The following is a 16,516-nucleotide window of genomic DNA, read 5'->3' on the forward strand; positions in this document are numbered from 1 at the left end:
GCATGATCCGTATGCTTATCTCAAGGATGTGCTGATGCGGCTGCCGACCCAGCGCGCCAGTGAGATCGCCGGGTTGTTGCCGCATAACTGGCTGCCGTTACGCAACCTGTAATGCCCGTTCGCTTACTTTCCGCCGCGAGTTCATGCACGTCATTTCCTGGATATCAACCCAATCGGCACGGTTCCGGCAGTCATTGTTGATGATGTGTTGATGACCGAATCAGCCGCAATCTGCGAATATCTGGCGAACCGTTACGGCCCCACTCCGCTCGAAGTTTTGCCCGATGAACCTGACTACCCGAGCTATCTGAACTGGCTTCACTACGGTGAAGCAACGCTGACATTTCCTCAAACTCTTATCCTGCGCTACGGGCAGTTTGAAGAACCACAAAGGCGCTTGCCACAAGCGGTCGAAGACTACTCACGTTGGTTTTTGGGAAGACTAAGGGCGATTGAGATTGCACTGAAAGGACAGGATTTTCTCTGCCAGAACCGATTTACCGTGGCAGATATCTCCGTTGGTTATGCATTGATGCTCGCGGATTTCATTGGGCTGAGCGAAAAATTCCCGGAGAACATCAGGCTCTATTGGGAGCGGCTTCGCGCTCGGGAATCGTTTACTAAGGCATGGATAGCGCAGGAGACTGGGGCACTCCAGCAAGGTGTATCCACGGTACATGCTCCGCTCATAGGTAAGGACGACTAGGAAGCTGCCACGTTTAACCTTCCCTCACCTACAGCATTCACGCACGTATCAGTGCCTGCATGCTCGCAGATAAACCGCCATAAAACTGATCGGAGAGTCGTCCATCAGTAAGGTGCTCTGACGGTGCATTGAATGGCATGACATCGCACTGCAATCGCATGATCGAATGACTGCTTTGGGTCGAAAGCGGCCTCTCTCGAAGGCCAGCTATCGACCGCATCAGCATTTCAATTGTCCATAGGCTCGGGCCATGACTTCCCAGGTTTTCGCGTCGGCAGGAATCAGATGCTCGATACGCAGCGACTCCATCGTAATGTCGAGAGGCATGCCAAATGTTGTAAAAGTTGACATGAATTTCAGTTCCCCGTGCCTCGAGTCGAGCCGCGTCAGCACCAACGGAGGCAGTTCGTTAGTCAACGTGGAAGCCTCTTGAGGCGTGGGGAGGCTTTTCAGAAGCGTAGCGAGCCCCGGGTTGCTCAAGGCCTCTCTCGCTGCCCTTTGCCAAGCAATCAATCTGATTTCCTCGACATTGTTAAGATGATCGCCCAACCCTCCAGGTCGAGTTGGCTCAATTTTGCCTGACGTCGCAGTTGACGCAACTGCTCACTTGCAGTGATGGAGGGTGTCGTTCGAGGAAAAGGTCGGGGGCTCATTGTTAGACTCTGACGGCGCGAATTGGCTGAGTCCATGACCTGTGAGGTCATTGATCTCGTCGTGACAATATCACTACCTTGTCAGCGTTGATCATCGCTTCTTGCTCAAGGAGGACAAATGAAAAGACCCTACCTCTCACTCGCCACATTGGTGATTTTTTCCTCGTATACGGCGGGTACCATGCTCGTTTCCGATCAATCGCTCATCGACTTCGGCCTGGAGTTAATATCCAGCCCGGACACTGCCCAAGTAGTTATTGACCTTTACCTGCTCGGCGTCCTCGCCTGCATCTGGATGTATCGGGACGCTCGTTCCAAAGGCCGATCTGCGGTCTCTCTTGTGCCTTACTTTCTGATAACGGCAGTCTTCGTATCGATTGGCCCATTGCTTTACCTCGTTATCAACGGATTCGCCAAGAAGAAGCTGCCTACGGATACCACCGGTTACAGCATCAATATTTCGCGCAATCTCGACTAACAGGAATGAGGAGGAAGTCCGTTGGCGTTTGGCAATTCCTTTGTTTCCAGGTGTCCTGCCAACACGCCTTACGTGATTGAATGGGCGCCCATCGATGCGGCAGCAACTCCGTAATCTCACTCGCCCGCTGCGTCGGCAGGCGAGTCAGGGTGCCAAAACGAACACGGGGATATCTAGTGGTTACGACAATGGGCGAACTGGCGATACGTCAGATCTCAGCGCTTCCTCCGGAAATCCTGGTACTTGAAGCGGAAGCAGTTACAGAAGGTTTGAGGTTTCTCACGCGCTTGGTTGCAGATTGGAAAAACGGGTCAAATCGATTCGATCAACCAGGTGAATGCCTTTTTGGAGCCTTCCGCAACGGGCAACTGATCGCCATCGGTGGTCTTTCATATGATCCACATGCTGGGTCGGACATCGGGAGGCTACGGAGGGTATACGTCGCGCGTGCATCAAGGGGTCAGAATGTGGGTAAAGTCCTGGTGCAGCAGCTTTTGGAATATGCGGCTCAACGATTCCGTGTCGTACGCCTGTCCACGGATACACCGGAGGGAGCCGCATTTTACCTTAGCTGCGGGTTCCTAGAGATAAAGGATGAGTTTGCTACTCATGTGAAGTCATTAGTCGATGCCACGTAACCAGGGCGAACTCATCTACGAAGCGCTTCATCTGAGGTGAACATCGTGGCCAGAGCACTTTGGTTCCCGAAAGCCTCGACGACTACGTTAGCGATACCAATCCAGTGCGTGTAGTCGACGTTTTCGCCGATGAACTCTCCTGGCGTTACTTCGTTACTGGAGTTCAAACACCAAGGTTGGTCATGACGTCGCGTTGTTCGATCAAGCAAATTAAACATCCACGAAAGGCGCATGTTTAAGCGTCCTACGGCTTACGTCCTGAAAGCTACAAAACCTTGCGCCGTTGCCTACGGGTACGCCAGAATCCGCCGGCTTGTGCGCCCCCGCCCCGCTCGGTAACTTGATTCCCGTCACTGCCCATCAGTGATCGGGTTTAGCAGCCCGTCGTGACGAAGCGCATTTGCATCCTGCAGTCAGGTCATTTCATGCCTGCACTTTATGGTAGCTGTGCGCAGGGCGCCCTCGGGCGCGCCGGAATCGTCTCCGCCGGTCTGCTAACCTGCACACAGCTGCCACCATTCGTTTAGCAGCGACTTGGTGACGGCTCCATGTTTTGGAGCGTACAAAGATGATTAAGCCTTCACCCAATCCGCCAGAAGCCGATCCGGCATCTCTCTACGAAAGCCCCGATTCAAACAAACCCAACGAAGTCCCCGAACGCGCCCTCGACTCCCACGGCCCCTCGACAGCCGACATCAAAGCCACCCCACGCACGCCCAGCACCCTGTTCACCGTCGACCCGCACGCCACGACCGAAACCCTCGCGGTTTATCTGGTCGAAACACTAGCCTCGGTCGATGTAATGGTTCATCACCTGGTGGATCATCTGGACGGCGGATCGCGCAATGCCCTGCTGGGCATTTCCAACAGCATCATGCTCGCGGAAATCACGGCGAACCGGATGCTGGATCAGATCGATCCACCCGCTTGAGGCAAACGCGTCTGCGATGCGGGCTATGCAGCGGTCCCTTTTCATTAGGGACCGCATTTCAGCGGAGGCTCACTCTACGAACCAACCCAGCCACGGCGCTATCGAACCATCATGCCCCCCCTACCCTATGGGCTGCTTACCCGACATCTTCGTAAGGGACAATGCTGGATTCCCTTCAAACCCTGCTCTTGATGTCTATATTTTTCCTGGCCTTCACCAACAAGTTAAAGGCGTCACCATCAAGTGGCCGACTTAGTAAAAAGCCTTGGCCTTCATCGCACGACACCGCTTGCAGCAACCTCAAGTGTTCGGCGGTTTCAATGCCTTCTGCCGTAACAGTGAGTGATAACGCGCGGCCCAGGCCCACAATCGCCTGGATGATGGACTCATCATCACTTTCAACCAGGTTGTTCAGAAAGCTGCGGTCTATCTTCAGGCCATCGAAGGGAAAGCTACGCAAATAACTCAGTGAAGAATACCCCGTGCCGAAGTCATCCATGGCGATGCGCACGCCAAGACGCTTCAATGTCCGCATCAGCTCCAGCGCGCCGGGGGCATCTTCGAGCATGACGTTTTCAGTAATCTCCAACTCTACCCGGGCAGGCGCGATTCCCGAGTGGTGCAGTGCTTTCTGCACGCGCTCTATCAGATTGCCTCGCTTGAATTCGCTAGGTGAAAGATTGACTGATACAAACAAATGTTCCGGCCACCGGGCGGCGCAATGGCAGGCGGTGTTGATGACCCAGTCACTCAAGGACAGAATCAGCCCGGACTCTTCAGCAATGGGGATGAACGTATCGGGAGGTATCAGACCGCGCTCAGGATGTTGCCACCGTACCAACGCTTCGGCACCGACCATCTGCCCGTCCGAGATACGGTAACGCGGTTGGAAATGCAGTCGAAGTTCTCCGTGCTTGATCGCGAAACGCAGATCGCTTTCCAGACGACGCCGCTCAATGATCCGGGCGTTCATGTCCCCCGCATAGAATCGCCAGGTATTGCGACCTCCAGCCTTGGCTTCGTACAACGCGATATCGGCATAACGTAGCAGCTCGGTCGCCTCGCAAGCGTCATTGGGCGCCATGGCGATGCCGATACTGGCGCTGACAAACACTTCTTGTTCATTGATCTGTATCGGCTGCTCGATGGTCTCGATGAGACGGCGACACAGCGCCTCGACTTCCTCCTGGGAACTGACATCGGTGAGTATCAGTACAAACTCGTCCCCCCCAACCCGGGCGACAAGATCTCCGTGGCGAACACAATCCGCCAGGCGGCTCGACACCTGGTTAAGCACCAGATCACCTGCAGCATGCCCTAAGAGGTCATTCACTGGCTTGAATCGATCCAGGTCCAGGCTGAGCATGACCAAGGGTTGCTCTACTGTCGGCATGGCTTTGAGCTTGCCATCAAGAAACTCCTGTAGTCGTGTCCGGTTGGGAAGTCCGGTCAGGGCATCATGTTGGGAAAGGAATTCGATTCGCCGCCGGGCTTCAACCTCCTCCGTGACGTCGGTTGCGGTGCCCCGGAATCCTCCTCTGGCCATTGCTCTCGCCGAAAGACGGGTGATTCGTTCCTGGCCGTTTGTATCGACGTAGCGACACTGGACACTGATATCCGGACGACGGTTTGGAATACTGAGCCACTGCGATAATGTGCCGAGTTCCGTGCGCAGCAGAGCATCCATCGCCGCACCAATCCATGCCTCCCTGGAAAGGCCCGTGACAGCTTCAAACCGCTCGGATAGATAAGTGAAGCACCAGCTTCCATCCATTTCCCATACCCAATCCGAGCTGGCCTCGACAACATCGCGAAAGCGCGCCTCACTGGTGGCGAGGTCGGCCTGACTGCTTCGCAGCGATGAATAGCTGGCGTCCAGCGCCTGCGCGGCGGCGGTCGTACGACGCAAGATCACCCACGTCATCAGGCACACCAACAGCGCAGCGATGCCCACCAGGGGCAACCCCAGCGCCAATAATTGCAGACCCGGTCTGTGCGGACTCCAGTGCAAACTGCCTGCTGCACCGGTGTCGCCCAAGGGGTAAACAGACACCAGGGGAATTTCGTCAGGAGTGGCCATGTGCAGGCCATCTACCCCAAAATCCCGGCCTATCGTTGCGAGCTTGGCGCTGTCCAGAATGTCGACGAAAATCAACACCGATGCCGACCTGTCATCCGCCATGACCGTCGGATCGGTTCCCGGCGTAATCGCAGCGGCAGCGACCAGGGCGGGTACTCCTCCAACATTGATGAAGGTAGTCGTCGGCGTTTCGGTTTCCGCGCCCTCCCGGGCCTTTTCGAGAATCCCGTCGATGGACTGCTCGAGCCATTGTTCGACTTCAACTGATGCCCTCTCACCCTTGACCACGGAGTAAACGGTGCGGTTGACATCGTTGACGACAAACACGCCCTGAAATCCAAAGTCGGTGAAAAGTGTCGGCCCGACATTTTGTCGTACGTACGCCCAGTCCGCGTCTACCTCACTATGCAAGTGCTTGTAGGCATCCCCCCAAAATGCATAGTCCTTGACGGTCGAGCGCAGGGATTTTTCCAAGGATTCCACGGCTTTCTTCGTGTAGAACGCGCTGTCGACCTCCTTCGCTTGATCCAGATTGTGCGCAACATAAACCAGTGAACAGCAGGCGAGTAAGAACACCCCGGCCAAAAGACCCACAAACTTGAACAGCGAAGCGCGGGTCAGGGCCACGCTTGAGCGATTGGTTGGAGAAAAAAGGATAGGGGGGAGATCGTTAGGCATAAGTTCCCGCTAGTCGTCGAGGCCAGTCATTTGCATATCTGGGTATCGGCCATCGACGGGAAATAGTGAGCGTCCGTACGTCGCGCCAGGCTGGCCTGCCAAGGCCCCCGCGTGACTTGCGTCCGAACGAAGTGGTCGCACAGCTGCTCCAGTGAGCCTGCGACATGCCTGAAGGGGGGGCTAATTCAGGATGAACAGGTCCCCTTCCACATCCGTATCGCCGTGTTTACGACTCTGCGCCGCGGAGTCGTAGAGGATCAGCAAAACCTCCCCAGGCTGCTCACCCGTTTCGAACAGACACATGGCCTCAGCGTGATCGTTGCCTTGCCCGTAAGGCACCTCCAGCACCTTCTCCAATTGATCCGTAAAGACCACGCTTTCCTTGTCGGACGCGAAACCGCCACGCCAGCGCAAGATCGTTACCGGACCGTCCAGGTCCATGGTGGGACCCGCCAGGATCAGCAGGTCGTCACCGCTGGTGCACAGGTCACGAAAGCCCAGGCCATTCAGCGCGAAGAAGTGCTTGCGGTAGCGGCGGCCATCCGGACCGATCTTCTTGAGCACCAGCGTGTCAGTCGAGTCGTCGTTCGGCTCGGGCTCGATCTCCAGCAGCACAGCCCAGCCGCGAAGGACCGGGCCACGCAGCCCCAACAGAAGGCGCGAGCCGATCACCGCCAACCCTTCGATATCGAAGCCGTTGTCTTTACCCGGGATACTCAGGAAGTCGCGCAGCTGAGGATCTTCAGCGATTGCCGTGGTCAGGTCGTTACCGACCTCGCTGCCACGCAGCTGCGCCGCCGTACGTCCATCGGCGTCGACCTTCCTGGCGAGTGCATAGCCGTCGTTCTGCTGTACCACAGGGATGCGGGCCAGCAGAAAGCGATTGCCGTCCGCCTCTACCGTCGACAGGCGCTTGATATTTTTCTTTGCAGAAGTGCCGGCCTCGGCGCTCTTTCGCTTCAGACTATGAGAGCCCACCACCCAGAGGTAACCACTGTCATCGGCATAGGCCAAGCCCTCGATATCGATCTCGGCGTCTTGCTTCGGCAGGGGCAGATCCAGATACTCCAGGAGCTGAAACGATTGGTGCTCATCGCACCTTACGATGTCGCCGGGCGCAGCATCCTGGATGTTCAGACGTTCCAGGCTCGTGGTTTCGTCGTTGGCCACCCACAGTGTGTCACCAATCTGCTGAGCGACCGAAAGGCCATCGCGCAACGACGCAAACGCCGGATCAAAGCTCAATATCGCTGCATTGCTTCGGTCGCTCATGGGCGGTCTCCTGTTTTTATGGCGTGGTGCGCCGGTCTTTCAGAAGCAGATTTTCTGCGATGTACCGGTTTGACTTCAGTTTCTGAAGAGTGCGTAGCGCTCCTCGGCTGCTATCGATTCCTACTGCGCTCGTAGGCTGCCAGAACGGTGCGCTCCGATTGCACCAGATAGGCTTCGAGCATCTGGGTTGCTTCCTCTGGTCGCCCTTCTTCGATACAGCGCAGGATTGAAGCGTTCATGTCGATGAAAGGCATATGCAGGAATTCGGGATCATTGAGCAGGCCGAAGGCCAACCGCAGTTCGGCCGATATCTGCCCATAGAACACCACCAATCTCGGGCTATCGGCCAACTCGACGATCGCCTTGTGGAACATCATGTTCGCGGTGCCGACTGCCCTCCAGTCCTTGGCTTCACGCGCTCGTACGCCGACCTCCACTGCTTCACGCATATGCAGTGTTCCCGGATGCAGCGGGTACCCTTGGGCGATCGCCTTGCATTCGATAAAGCGGCGTACGCGATAGATGTCAATGATCGACGCCATATCCGGTTCCGCGACGGTCACCCCTCGATTGGGCTCATGCTTGAGCAACCCCTCACGGGTCAGGACCCGGAACGCTTCTCTCAAGGTGTTGCGGGAAATCTGCAGGGTTTCGGCCAGGGCCGCTTCCGACAGCCGCTGGCCCGGAGCCAATTCACCTTCGACCAGCATTCTGCGGACCTTCTGGGTAATGGATTCTCCCAGCGAGCGAGGAAGGGCAGGTGAAACGTCGTTCATATGCGATCCAGAGTCAGAAAAAGTCATTTTGATGTTCCATCAGAGCTCCGCGCATGGCAAGGAGCAAGGGTGCCGTGTGCATCATTAAGTAACACGCAGGAGTGATAAGGTTACAAACTGGTGCGTATTGTGGACCCATGACGCATGGATTGTTCAACAATCAAATAGCCATGCATCAACACTTCCAGCCCAATGATTGAATCTTGGCACGCTCATTGCTCAGTCAAACCCATCTCCAACCGTAGGAATGATGCCGTGACACACACAGCCGTGACACAGACCGCTCAAGATTTTACAAAGGCGCGACGCTCTTCCCTGATCGCCGCCATTTTCATGATGGCGACGTCTGCCATCGGCCCTGGCTTCATCACCCAGACCGCCACGTTCACGGCCAAGATGGGTGCGGCATTTGCGTTCGGTATCCTGGCGTCGATTCTGATCGACTTCGTGGTTCAACTTAACGTCTGGCGTATCGTCTCCCTGACCCGAATGCGTGCCTCGGATCTGGCCAACAAAGCGATTCCAGGCAGTGGTTACGTGCTAGCGGTGCTGGTGATCTTCGGCGGGCTGGTGTTCAACGTCGGCAACATCGCCGGTGCCGGGCTGGGCCTGAACGCGCTGATGGGGCTTGATGCCAAATGGGGCGGCAGTCTGAGCGCCCTGCTGGCCATCGGCATCTTCCTCTCGCACCGCGCCGGATTGGCCGTCGACCGGCTGATCGTCGTGCTGGGCCTGGTGATGATCGGCATGACGCTGTTCGTGGCCTTTGCCTCTAACCCGCCACTGGGTGAAGCCCTTTACCAGACCGTTCTTCCGGACCAGATCAACTTCGCCACCATTACCACCATTGTCGGCGGCACGGTCGGCGGTTACATCACCTATGCGGGGGCTCACAAACTGCTGACCGCGGTACTACCGGGGTCGAAAACCTCGAGGCAGTGACCAAGGCGGCCCTGAGCGGCATCCTGGTCACCGGTCTCATGCGCTACATCCTGTTCCTCGCCATCCTCGGCGTTGTTGCCAGCGGCGTAATCATCGACACCTCGGGCCAGGGCGCCAATCCGGCCGCACAAGCCTTCCAGGCAGCGGCCGGGCAGATCGGCCTGCGCGTCTTCGGTCTCATCCTCTGGGCCGCCAGTATCACCAGCGTGATCGGCGCCGCTTACACCTCGATTTCCTTTATCACCGTGTTCAAGCCGAACATCACCGAGCAGGGTCGCAACCGCGCCACCACCGTGTTCATCGCCCTGTCGCTGCTGATCTTTGTCGTGATGGGGACTGCGCCTGCCGCACTGCTGCTGTTCGCGGGCGGTTTCAACGGCCTGATCCTGCCAATCGGCCTGAGCATCTTCATCTACGTCGGCTGGCGCCGGTCCGACCTCATGGACGGTTACCATTACCCGCGCTGGTTGCTGGTGCTGGGCGCCCTGACCTGCCTGCTGACCTGGTACATGGCAATCAATTCCGTCGGGCCGATCTTTGCCTTCCTCAACGTCGCCTAAGCCCGATTACGAACAAGGAGTCACCTCAATGCCAACGATAGATATCAATAGCGATTTGGGCGAAAGCTTTGGCGCCTGGAGCATGGGCGACGATGCCGCGATGCTGGATGTCGTGACCAGCGCCAATGTCGCCTGCGGTTTTCACGCGGGCGACCCGGCCGGTATCCTGCGGACACTGAAAGCGGCGGCGGCCAAAAACGTCACCATTGGTGCCCATGTCGCTTACCCGGACAAGGTGGGCTTTGGCCGACGCAACATGGACGTGGCCAGCGATGAGCTGACGGCCGATGTGATCTACCAGATCGGCGCGCTGCAGGGCCTGGCCAAGGCCGCCGGCACCTGCGTGCGCTATGTGAAGCCCCATGGCGCCTTGTACAACACCATTGCTCACGATCGCCGTCAGGCGCTGGCCGTGATCGCAGCCATCCGCGCGATCGACGCCAACCTCATCTTGGTGGCCTTGGCCGGCTCAAGCCTGATTGAACTGGCCCGTAACGAGGGTTTGCAGTGTATCGCCGAAGCGTTCGCTGACCGTGCCTATACGCCGCAGGGCACCCTAGTCTCGCGCCGCGAACCCGGCGCCGTACTGCACGATCCCAAGCTCGTCGCCCAACGTATGCTGCGCCTCGTTGAAGACGGCACCATCGAAGCGATCGATGGCAGCCTGACCAGAATCCAGGCCGACTCGATCTGTGTGCATGGCGACAGCCCGGCAGCGGTGGAAATGGCCCGCGAGCTGCGCCGCGTGCTGGAACAGGCCAACATGTCCTTGCAGCCCTTTGCCGGAGGTCGTCGATGAACGCCCTTGATCGCGCTCGTCAGCGGGCCATCGCCGCTGGCCGTGAGGCACGCGCCGCCTACCGTGGCGGTCTGGTCACTCCCACCGCCGGTATCGCACCGGGCATGACCCAAGCGAACCTGATTGCCTTGCCGCGTGACTGGGCCTATGACTTCCTGCTGTATGCCCAACGCAACCCGAAAGCGTGTCCGATCCTTGACGTCACCGATGCCGGAAGCCCAAGCACCCTGCTGGCTGAAGGCGCCGATCTGCGCACTGATCTGCCCCTGTACCGCATCTGGCGTGACGGGAAGCTGGTGGAGGAAGTCAGCGACGCCACCAAAGCCTGGGCCGAACACGACGACATGGTGACCTTTCTGATCGGCTGCAGTTTTACCTTTGAAACGGCCTTGCAAGAGGCCGGCATTGAAGTGCGGCATATCGCCGATGGCTGCAACGTACCGATGTACCTGACCAACCGTGCCTGCCGTCCGGCCGGACGCCTGAAAGGTGACATGGTGGTGTCCATGCGACCGATCCCCGCCGATCGCGTGGCCGAGGCCAGCGGTATCTCCGGGCGCTACCCCTCGGTCCATGGCGCCCCGGTGCACATCGGCGAACCTGCGTTGCTTGGCATCCAGGACCTGGCTCGGCCCGACTTCGGCGACGCCGTACGCATCGAGCCGGGAGAGATCCCGGTGTTCTGGGCGTGCGGAGTAACGCCTCAGGCGGCGGTCATGGCCTCGGGCGTGCCCTTCGCAATCACCCATTCGCCCGGCCATATGTTCATCACCGATGTGCCTGACAGCACGTACCACGTCTAGGAGTCTGCTGTGCGTTTTCTACCGGTCAACCTGGACGCCCTGCTCGTCGAATTGAACGACCTGGACGAGACCCTGGCATTGTTCGACGCCCTGACGGCAGAGCCTATTGCGGGCGTGGAAGAAATCATTCCTGCCGCACGAACCCTGCTGATCCAATTCCGCCCCAGCGCCATTGCGCGGCAGGCGCTCGTCAATCGTATCGCTGGCCAGGACCTGAGCCAGCGCCGCGCGATCGAGCAGGCGCGGGTGGAAATTCCCGTCCACTACAATGGTGAAGACCTCGACGAGGTCGCCACGCTGCTGGGAATCAGCCGCGCCGAGGTGGTCCAGCGCCACACCGCCCATGACTACAGCGTGGCCTTCTGCGGATTCGCTCCGGGCTTCGCCTACCTGACCGGCGGAGCGGGTTTCCAGGTGCCTCGCCGCCAAACTCCGCGCACCCGCATCCCCGCAGGTGCGGTGGCCCTGGCGGGGGAATTCAGCGGTGTTTATCCGCAAGCCAGCCCTGGTGGGTGGTAGATCATCGGCGTCACGCCGTTGCAGATGTGGGACCTGAACCGCGCTGAATCGGCCCTGCTGCGTCCCGGCTATAAAGTGCGTTTTACCGATGCCGGCCCGCTCCCGGCGGGCGGCCTGCCCGCCCCCACGGTGCCGGCAAGTGCCGCCGCGCCCAGCGGTGCCTATCTGCAAATCATCTCCCCCGGCTTGCACTGCGTCTTGCAGGACATGGGCCGTCCCGGCCAGACCGGCCAAGGCGTATCCCGTTCCGGCGCGCTGGACCTCGGCGCCCTGCGGGCGCCAACCGCGCGGTCGGCAATCCCTCGGACATGGCCTGTGTGGAAGCGGTACTCGGTGGCCTGAGCTTCATCTGTCATGGCCGTGCGGTAATAGCAGTCACCGGCGCGCAAACCCCGGTCACCATCACCAACGCCAGTGGCCTGCAATGGTCTGCCGAAAACTACCAGCCCATCGAGCTGGAGCCCGGTGACAAGGTCAGCCTGGGTTCACCGTTGGCAGGGTTGCGCAGCTACTTGTCGATTCGCGGCGGCTTTGAGGTCGCTCCGGTGCTCGGCAGTCTGTCGACAGATACCCTCGCCCAGGTCGGCCCCCCTGCTCTCGCGGCCGGTGACCAGCTGGGTTTTACCACGCTTACGACAGGCACCAGCGTATCGCTGAACGAAGCACCCGCCTTTGATCTGCCCACTACCGCCAACATCGTGACCCTCGACGTGGTCATGGGGCCGCGCACGGACTGGTTTACCGAAGACGCCATCGCGCGTCTGAGCAGCCAGCTCTGGCGCGTCACCTCACAGTCCAACCGCGTCGGTATTCGTCTGGCCGGTGAAACACCGCTGGAGCGCAGCAACCACCAGGAGTTGCCCAGCGAAGGCACTTCCGTCGGCGCCATCCAGGTTCCGGCCAGCGGCCAACCGGTGCTGTTTCTCGCCGATCACCCGTTGACCGGTGGTTATCCGGTGATCGGCGCAGTCGCCAGCTACCACCTCGACCTGGCTGGCCAGATACCGGTCAATGCGCAGATTCGCTTCAACCCTTTGGACGGCTTCCAAGAGATTCAACCCCTTACGCAAGCCTCCTCTTCAACTGCCGACGTGAAAAAATTCCCATGAAAAAATTACTGATTGCCAACCGTGGTGAAATTGCCGTCCGCATCGCCCGCGCCTGCCGCGACTATGGCGTGCAGTCTGTCGCGGTCTATGCCGACGCGGACATCGACGCCCTGCACGTGCGCCAAGCCGACGAAGCCTACTCACTCAATGGCCAGACCCCGGCCGAGACCTACCTGGATATCGGCAAACTTATCGCCGTCGCCAAACGCAGCGGCGCCGATGCCGTGCACCCCGGCTATGGTTTTCTGGCTGAAAGGGCCGACTTCGCCCGGGCGGTGATCGAGGCCGGGCTGATCTGGGTCGGTCCCAACCCGGAGACCATCGACGTGCTCGGCGACAAGGTCGAGGCGCGAAAAATTGCCCACCTGGTCGGTGCGCCGCTGGTGGCCGGTACGCCCGGCCCGGTCGAAAGCGCTGCCGAAGTACTGGCCTTTGCCGAACAGCACGGCCTGCCCATTGCCATCAAGGCGGCCTTTGGCGGCGGCGGACGCGGGATGAAAGTCGCCTGGCGCATGGATGAAGTGGCTGAACTGTTCGCCTCCGCCGTACGCGAAGCGCAAGCGGCCTTCGGTCGTGGCGAATGCTACGTCGAACAGTTCCTCGACCGTCCCCGGCACATCGAAGCGCAAATCCTCGCCGACAAACACGGCAAGGTCGTCGTCGTCGGCACGCGTGACTGCTCCTTGCAGCGGCGCAACCAGAAGCTGGTGGAGGAAGCGCCTGCGCCCTTTATCAGCGACGAACAGCGCCAGCGTATTCATCAGTCCGCTCAGAATATTTGCGCCAAGGCCGGTTACGTCGGTGCCGGCACTGTGGAGTTCCTGCTCAGCCAGGATGGCACCCTGTCGTTCCTCGAGGTCAATACCCGCTTGCAGGTCGAGCACCCGGTGACCGAAGAGACCACTGGGGTCGATCTGGTGATCGAACAACTGCGGATCGCCGACGGTTTCCCGTTGTCCTTCAGTGAGACGCCGACCCCGCGTGGCCACAGCTTCGAGTTTCGCATCAACGCGGAAGACCCGGGCAAGGGCTTCCTGCCCACCCCTGGTCAGATCACCGATTTCCTGCCACCGTCTGGCCCGGGTGTGCGTCTGGACAGCGGCGTGATCAGCGGCTCGCGAGTGCCCAGCACCTTCGATTCGATGATGGCCAAACTGATCGTCACCGGCGCCACCCGCGAACAGGCTATCGTCCGCGCCCGTCGCGCCCTGGCTGAATTCAACATTGAAGGCATCGCCTCGGTCCTGCCGTTCCACCGGGCCGTGATGGACCATGACGACTTCACCGGTGCCGATAAATTCGCCGTGCACACGCGCTGGATCGAGACCGATTTCGCCGAACAGATCACGCTCGCCCCACGTGCTGCCGTATCGGCCGACCCTGGCATCCTGCGCACGTTCGTCGAGATCGACGGCAAACGCCACGAACTGGGCCTGCCGGCTGCGCTGCTGCGCGGCGTCAGCCTGAATGCAGCGGGCACCGCCAGCGACACCACGGCCCCCTCCGAGGTCACTGATCCGCAGGCGGTACTGACGCCCGTGGCGGGGAATCTGCATACCTGGGTCGTCGGAGACGGCGAGTCGGTGAGTGCCGGGCAAGTGATCGCGGTGGTAGAAGCCATGAAAATGGAAACTTCGGTCCTTGCACCTTGTGAAGGTCAGGTGCAGATCGCCAAACAGGCAGGCGACTATTTTGAAGCCGGCGCCGTGATTGGCCGGATCAAGACCCTCAATTGATTTAAACGCTTTTCTTTTTGCAGGCATTACGCGCAACCGGTTAACAACCCGGTTGCCGCGTGCTGCCCGCAGAAAATTGTAGATATGATTTTCCATGAAAAAAAAAACAATAAAACCTGATCATTAAATCTGCCGTTTATCTGGAGCATAAAGAGCATGTCAATCAACAAGGCTTTTGCTATTGCGGGAACCTGCGCGCTGGTTTTTCCATCAATAGCCTCTGCCGACTTTATTGCCGACAGCAAGGCAAGTGTGGAACTGCGCAACTTCTACTTCAATCGTGACTTTCGTAACGGCCCGCCCACGGCTCAACGTGACGCTGCGGCAGAGTGGGCGCAGGGTGCGATATTGCGCTTCGAGTCGGGTTATACCCCGGGCACTGTTGGCGTCGGCCTCGACGCCATCGGCATGCTCGGCCTCAAGCTTGACGGCGGTGACGGGTCCGGTGGCACTGGCCTGTTGCCGGCTGACCTCAGCTCGAAGAACGGCCGCGGTTCGCAAAGCGAGTACGCCAAGCTGGGCCTGACGGCCAAGGCGAAGGTCTCTGCCACCGAACTGAAGGTCGGCTCCCTGGCTTTCCGTTCGCCCGTGGTGTCGAGCAATGACACGCGCCTGCTGCCTTCCACCTTCGAAGGTGCACTGCTGACCTCAAAAGATATCGACAAATTGGCCCTGCAAGGGGGCAAACTGCAGCAAATCAAGTTCAACAGTTCTTCAAACTATCAGGACTTCACCGGTAACCGCATCGGCGGTGTCAGTGATGACTTCCGTTTTGCCGGTGGCACCTACAGTTTTAATAAATCTCTCAGCACAAGCCTGTTTTACGGCAATCTGGAAAACATCTATCGCCAGTACTTTGGCGGAGTAGTCTATGAAATCCCCCTCGCCGCGCAACAGTCATTGAAGTTCGACCTGCGCTATTCGAAAAGTACCGATGACGGTAATTTCCGCCCTCTCGATAACCGGGCAGCGAACGGCCAAGTGGCCTACACCCTGGGCGCCAGCGTATTCACCGCCGCCTATCAGCGAATGAGCGGTGATGACCCGTTCCCGTACATCGCCAATAGCGACCCGTACCTGGTGAACTTCGTGCAGATCAACGACTTTGCCAACGCTGAGGAGCACTCATGGCAGGTGCGTTATGACTACAACTTCGCCGCGCTGGGTATTCCCGGGCTGACCTTCATGACCCGTTACGTCAACGGCGACAACGCGCAGGTAGCGGGCAGCAATTCGGGGAAGGAGTGGGAGCGCAACACCGATGTCGGTTACGTGGTCCAAAGCGGTTCGCTGAAGAATCTTGGGGTCAAGGTCCGAAATGCCACGGTCCGATCGAACTTCGGCAATGACCTGGATGAAACACGGCTGATCCTGAGTTACACATTGGCCATTTGGTAAAGCCGACGGGCTTCAACAAATTTAAAACGGCGAGGAGTTTGACGCGCATTCCAGGCCCTTCGCTCCTCGCCACCGGCCTGCTGTTGAATGTCCGTTGTACATGGCCCCCCACCGTTTCACCGCCGACGTGCGCCTGATGTACGATGACACCTTCGAAAATCTGGACACCCACTCCCAGTCCGGCCGCGAGCTTCATGCCGACTACACCCGTGGCTAGGGCCTGCGGGACAGATCTCGATCATGCACCAGGAATTGTTAGAGCGGCGGCGCTGGATACCCGAGCGCAGATTTCTGCATGCCCTCAACTACTGCATGTTGCTGCCTGCTTCAAGCGGGGCGTTATCCAGGTGCTGCTGGCCTGCGCACTCGTCGGCTTGGCAGTGCATCTGTTGCGCTAAACAAGCAGCAGGGAAACAGGCTGTACCTTACGACATCGCG

Annotated in this window: 11 protein-coding genes and 5 pseudogenes; 12 read left to right on the plus strand and 4 right to left on the minus strand. The window is 58.9% G+C overall.

All coding sequences use genetic code 11. The annotated features are described in order from the left end of the window. Both BZ163_RS16785 and BZ163_RS16790 read left to right on the plus strand, forming a co-directional pair. Positions 1–112, plus strand: a 112-nt coding sequence (locus tag BZ163_RS16785; RefSeq protein WP_143510995.1) for a transposase domain-containing protein, incomplete at its 5' end; no start/stop codon positions are given. 27 nt (positions 113–139) lie between these two features. Continuing rightward, a pseudogene (locus BZ163_RS16790) lies at positions 140–706 on the plus strand (glutathione S-transferase family protein); the annotation flags it as partial. A 219-nt stretch (positions 707–925) separates the two neighbouring features. On the opposite strand, the pseudogene BZ163_RS16795 reads toward BZ163_RS16790, so the two are convergent. Then, positions 926–1,267, minus strand: a pseudogene (locus BZ163_RS16795) (transcriptional regulator); the annotation flags it as partial. Between the two features lie 210 nt (positions 1,268–1,477). Between BZ163_RS16795 and BZ163_RS16800 the strand changes: the two are divergent. The 4 genes and pseudogenes from BZ163_RS16800 (at position 1,478) to BZ163_RS16810 (ending at position 3,406) form a co-directional block, all read left to right on the plus strand. Continuing rightward, positions 1,478–1,837, plus strand: a complete 360-nt coding sequence (locus tag BZ163_RS16800) for a DUF2834 domain-containing protein (RefSeq protein WP_128871848.1) — start codon at positions 1,478–1,480, stop codon at positions 1,835–1,837. Between the two features lie 188 nt (positions 1,838–2,025). Next, the gene (locus BZ163_RS16805) at positions 2,026–2,475 is read left to right on the plus strand and encodes a GNAT family N-acetyltransferase (RefSeq protein WP_371916812.1); all 450 of its coding nucleotides are present in this window, start codon (positions 2,026–2,028) and stop codon (positions 2,473–2,475) included. Further along, positions 2,457–2,612: pseudogene (locus BZ163_RS36445) on the plus strand (hypothetical protein); the annotation flags it as partial. The gene BZ163_RS16805 and the pseudogene BZ163_RS36445, both read left to right, overlap by 19 nt. 431 nt (positions 2,613–3,043) lie before the next feature. Further along, positions 3,044–3,406 carry a DUF6124 family protein gene (locus BZ163_RS16810; protein WP_128871850.1) on the plus strand — a complete coding sequence of 121 codons (363 nt, stop codon included), beginning with the start codon at positions 3,044–3,046 and terminating at the stop codon, positions 3,404–3,406. A 175-nt stretch (positions 3,407–3,581) separates the two neighbouring features. Here the strand turns inward: BZ163_RS16810 and BZ163_RS16815 are convergent, their stop codons facing one another. The 3 genes from BZ163_RS16815 to BZ163_RS16825 all read right to left on the minus strand — a co-directional run bounded on the left by BZ163_RS16815 (position 3,582) and on the right by BZ163_RS16825 (position 8,212). Beyond that, positions 3,582–6,164 carry an EAL domain-containing protein gene (locus BZ163_RS16815; protein WP_128871851.1) on the minus strand — a complete coding sequence of 861 codons (2,583 nt, stop codon included), beginning with the start codon at positions 6,162–6,164 and terminating at the stop codon, positions 3,582–3,584. Between the two features lie 180 nt (positions 6,165–6,344). After that, complete coding sequence (locus BZ163_RS16820) at positions 6,345–7,436, minus strand: DUF3616 domain-containing protein (protein ID WP_128871852.1); 1,092 nt, start codon at positions 7,434–7,436, stop codon at positions 6,345–6,347. 110 nt (positions 7,437–7,546) lie between these two features. Then, the gene (locus BZ163_RS16825) at positions 7,547–8,212 is read right to left on the minus strand and encodes a GntR family transcriptional regulator (RefSeq protein ID WP_128871892.1); all 666 of its coding nucleotides are present in this window, start codon (positions 8,210–8,212) and stop codon (positions 7,547–7,549) included. A 270-nt stretch (positions 8,213–8,482) separates the two neighbouring features. Between BZ163_RS16825 and BZ163_RS16830 the strand changes: the two are divergent. The 6 genes and pseudogenes from BZ163_RS16830 to BZ163_RS16855 all read left to right on the plus strand — a co-directional run bounded on the left by BZ163_RS16830 (position 8,483) and on the right by BZ163_RS16855 (position 16,078). Continuing rightward, positions 8,483–9,714, plus strand: a pseudogene (locus BZ163_RS16830) (NRAMP family divalent metal transporter). Between the two features lie 28 nt (positions 9,715–9,742). Further along, positions 9,743–10,513 carry a LamB/YcsF family protein gene (locus BZ163_RS16835; RefSeq protein ID WP_128871853.1) on the plus strand — a complete coding sequence of 257 codons (771 nt, stop codon included), beginning with the start codon at positions 9,743–9,745 and terminating at the stop codon, positions 10,511–10,513. Continuing rightward, on the plus strand, positions 10,510–11,316 hold the full coding sequence (locus BZ163_RS16840; protein WP_128871854.1) for a putative hydro-lyase: 807 nt from the start codon (positions 10,510–10,512) through the stop codon (positions 11,314–11,316). Before BZ163_RS16835 ends, BZ163_RS16840 begins: the two co-directional genes overlap by 4 nt. A 9-nt stretch (positions 11,317–11,325) precedes the next feature. Next, positions 11,326–12,944 (plus strand): annotated as a pseudogene (locus tag BZ163_RS16845) (5-oxoprolinase/urea amidolyase family protein). Beyond that, positions 12,941–14,680, plus strand: a complete 1,740-nt coding sequence (locus BZ163_RS16850; protein WP_128871855.1) for a biotin carboxylase N-terminal domain-containing protein — start codon at positions 12,941–12,943, stop codon at positions 14,678–14,680. Before BZ163_RS16845 ends, BZ163_RS16850 begins: the two are co-directional and overlap by 4 nt. 156 nt (positions 14,681–14,836) lie before the next feature. Then, on the plus strand, positions 14,837–16,078 hold the full coding sequence (locus BZ163_RS16855) for an OprD family porin (RefSeq protein ID WP_128871856.1): 1,242 nt from the start codon (positions 14,837–14,839) through the stop codon (positions 16,076–16,078). The last annotated feature ends 438 nt before the right edge of the window (positions 16,079–16,516 follow it).

Origin of the sequence: Pseudomonas sp. VI4.1 (assembly GCF_002029345.1) — a bacterium.
Taxonomy (GTDB): domain Bacteria; phylum Pseudomonadota; class Gammaproteobacteria; order Pseudomonadales; family Pseudomonadaceae; genus Aquipseudomonas.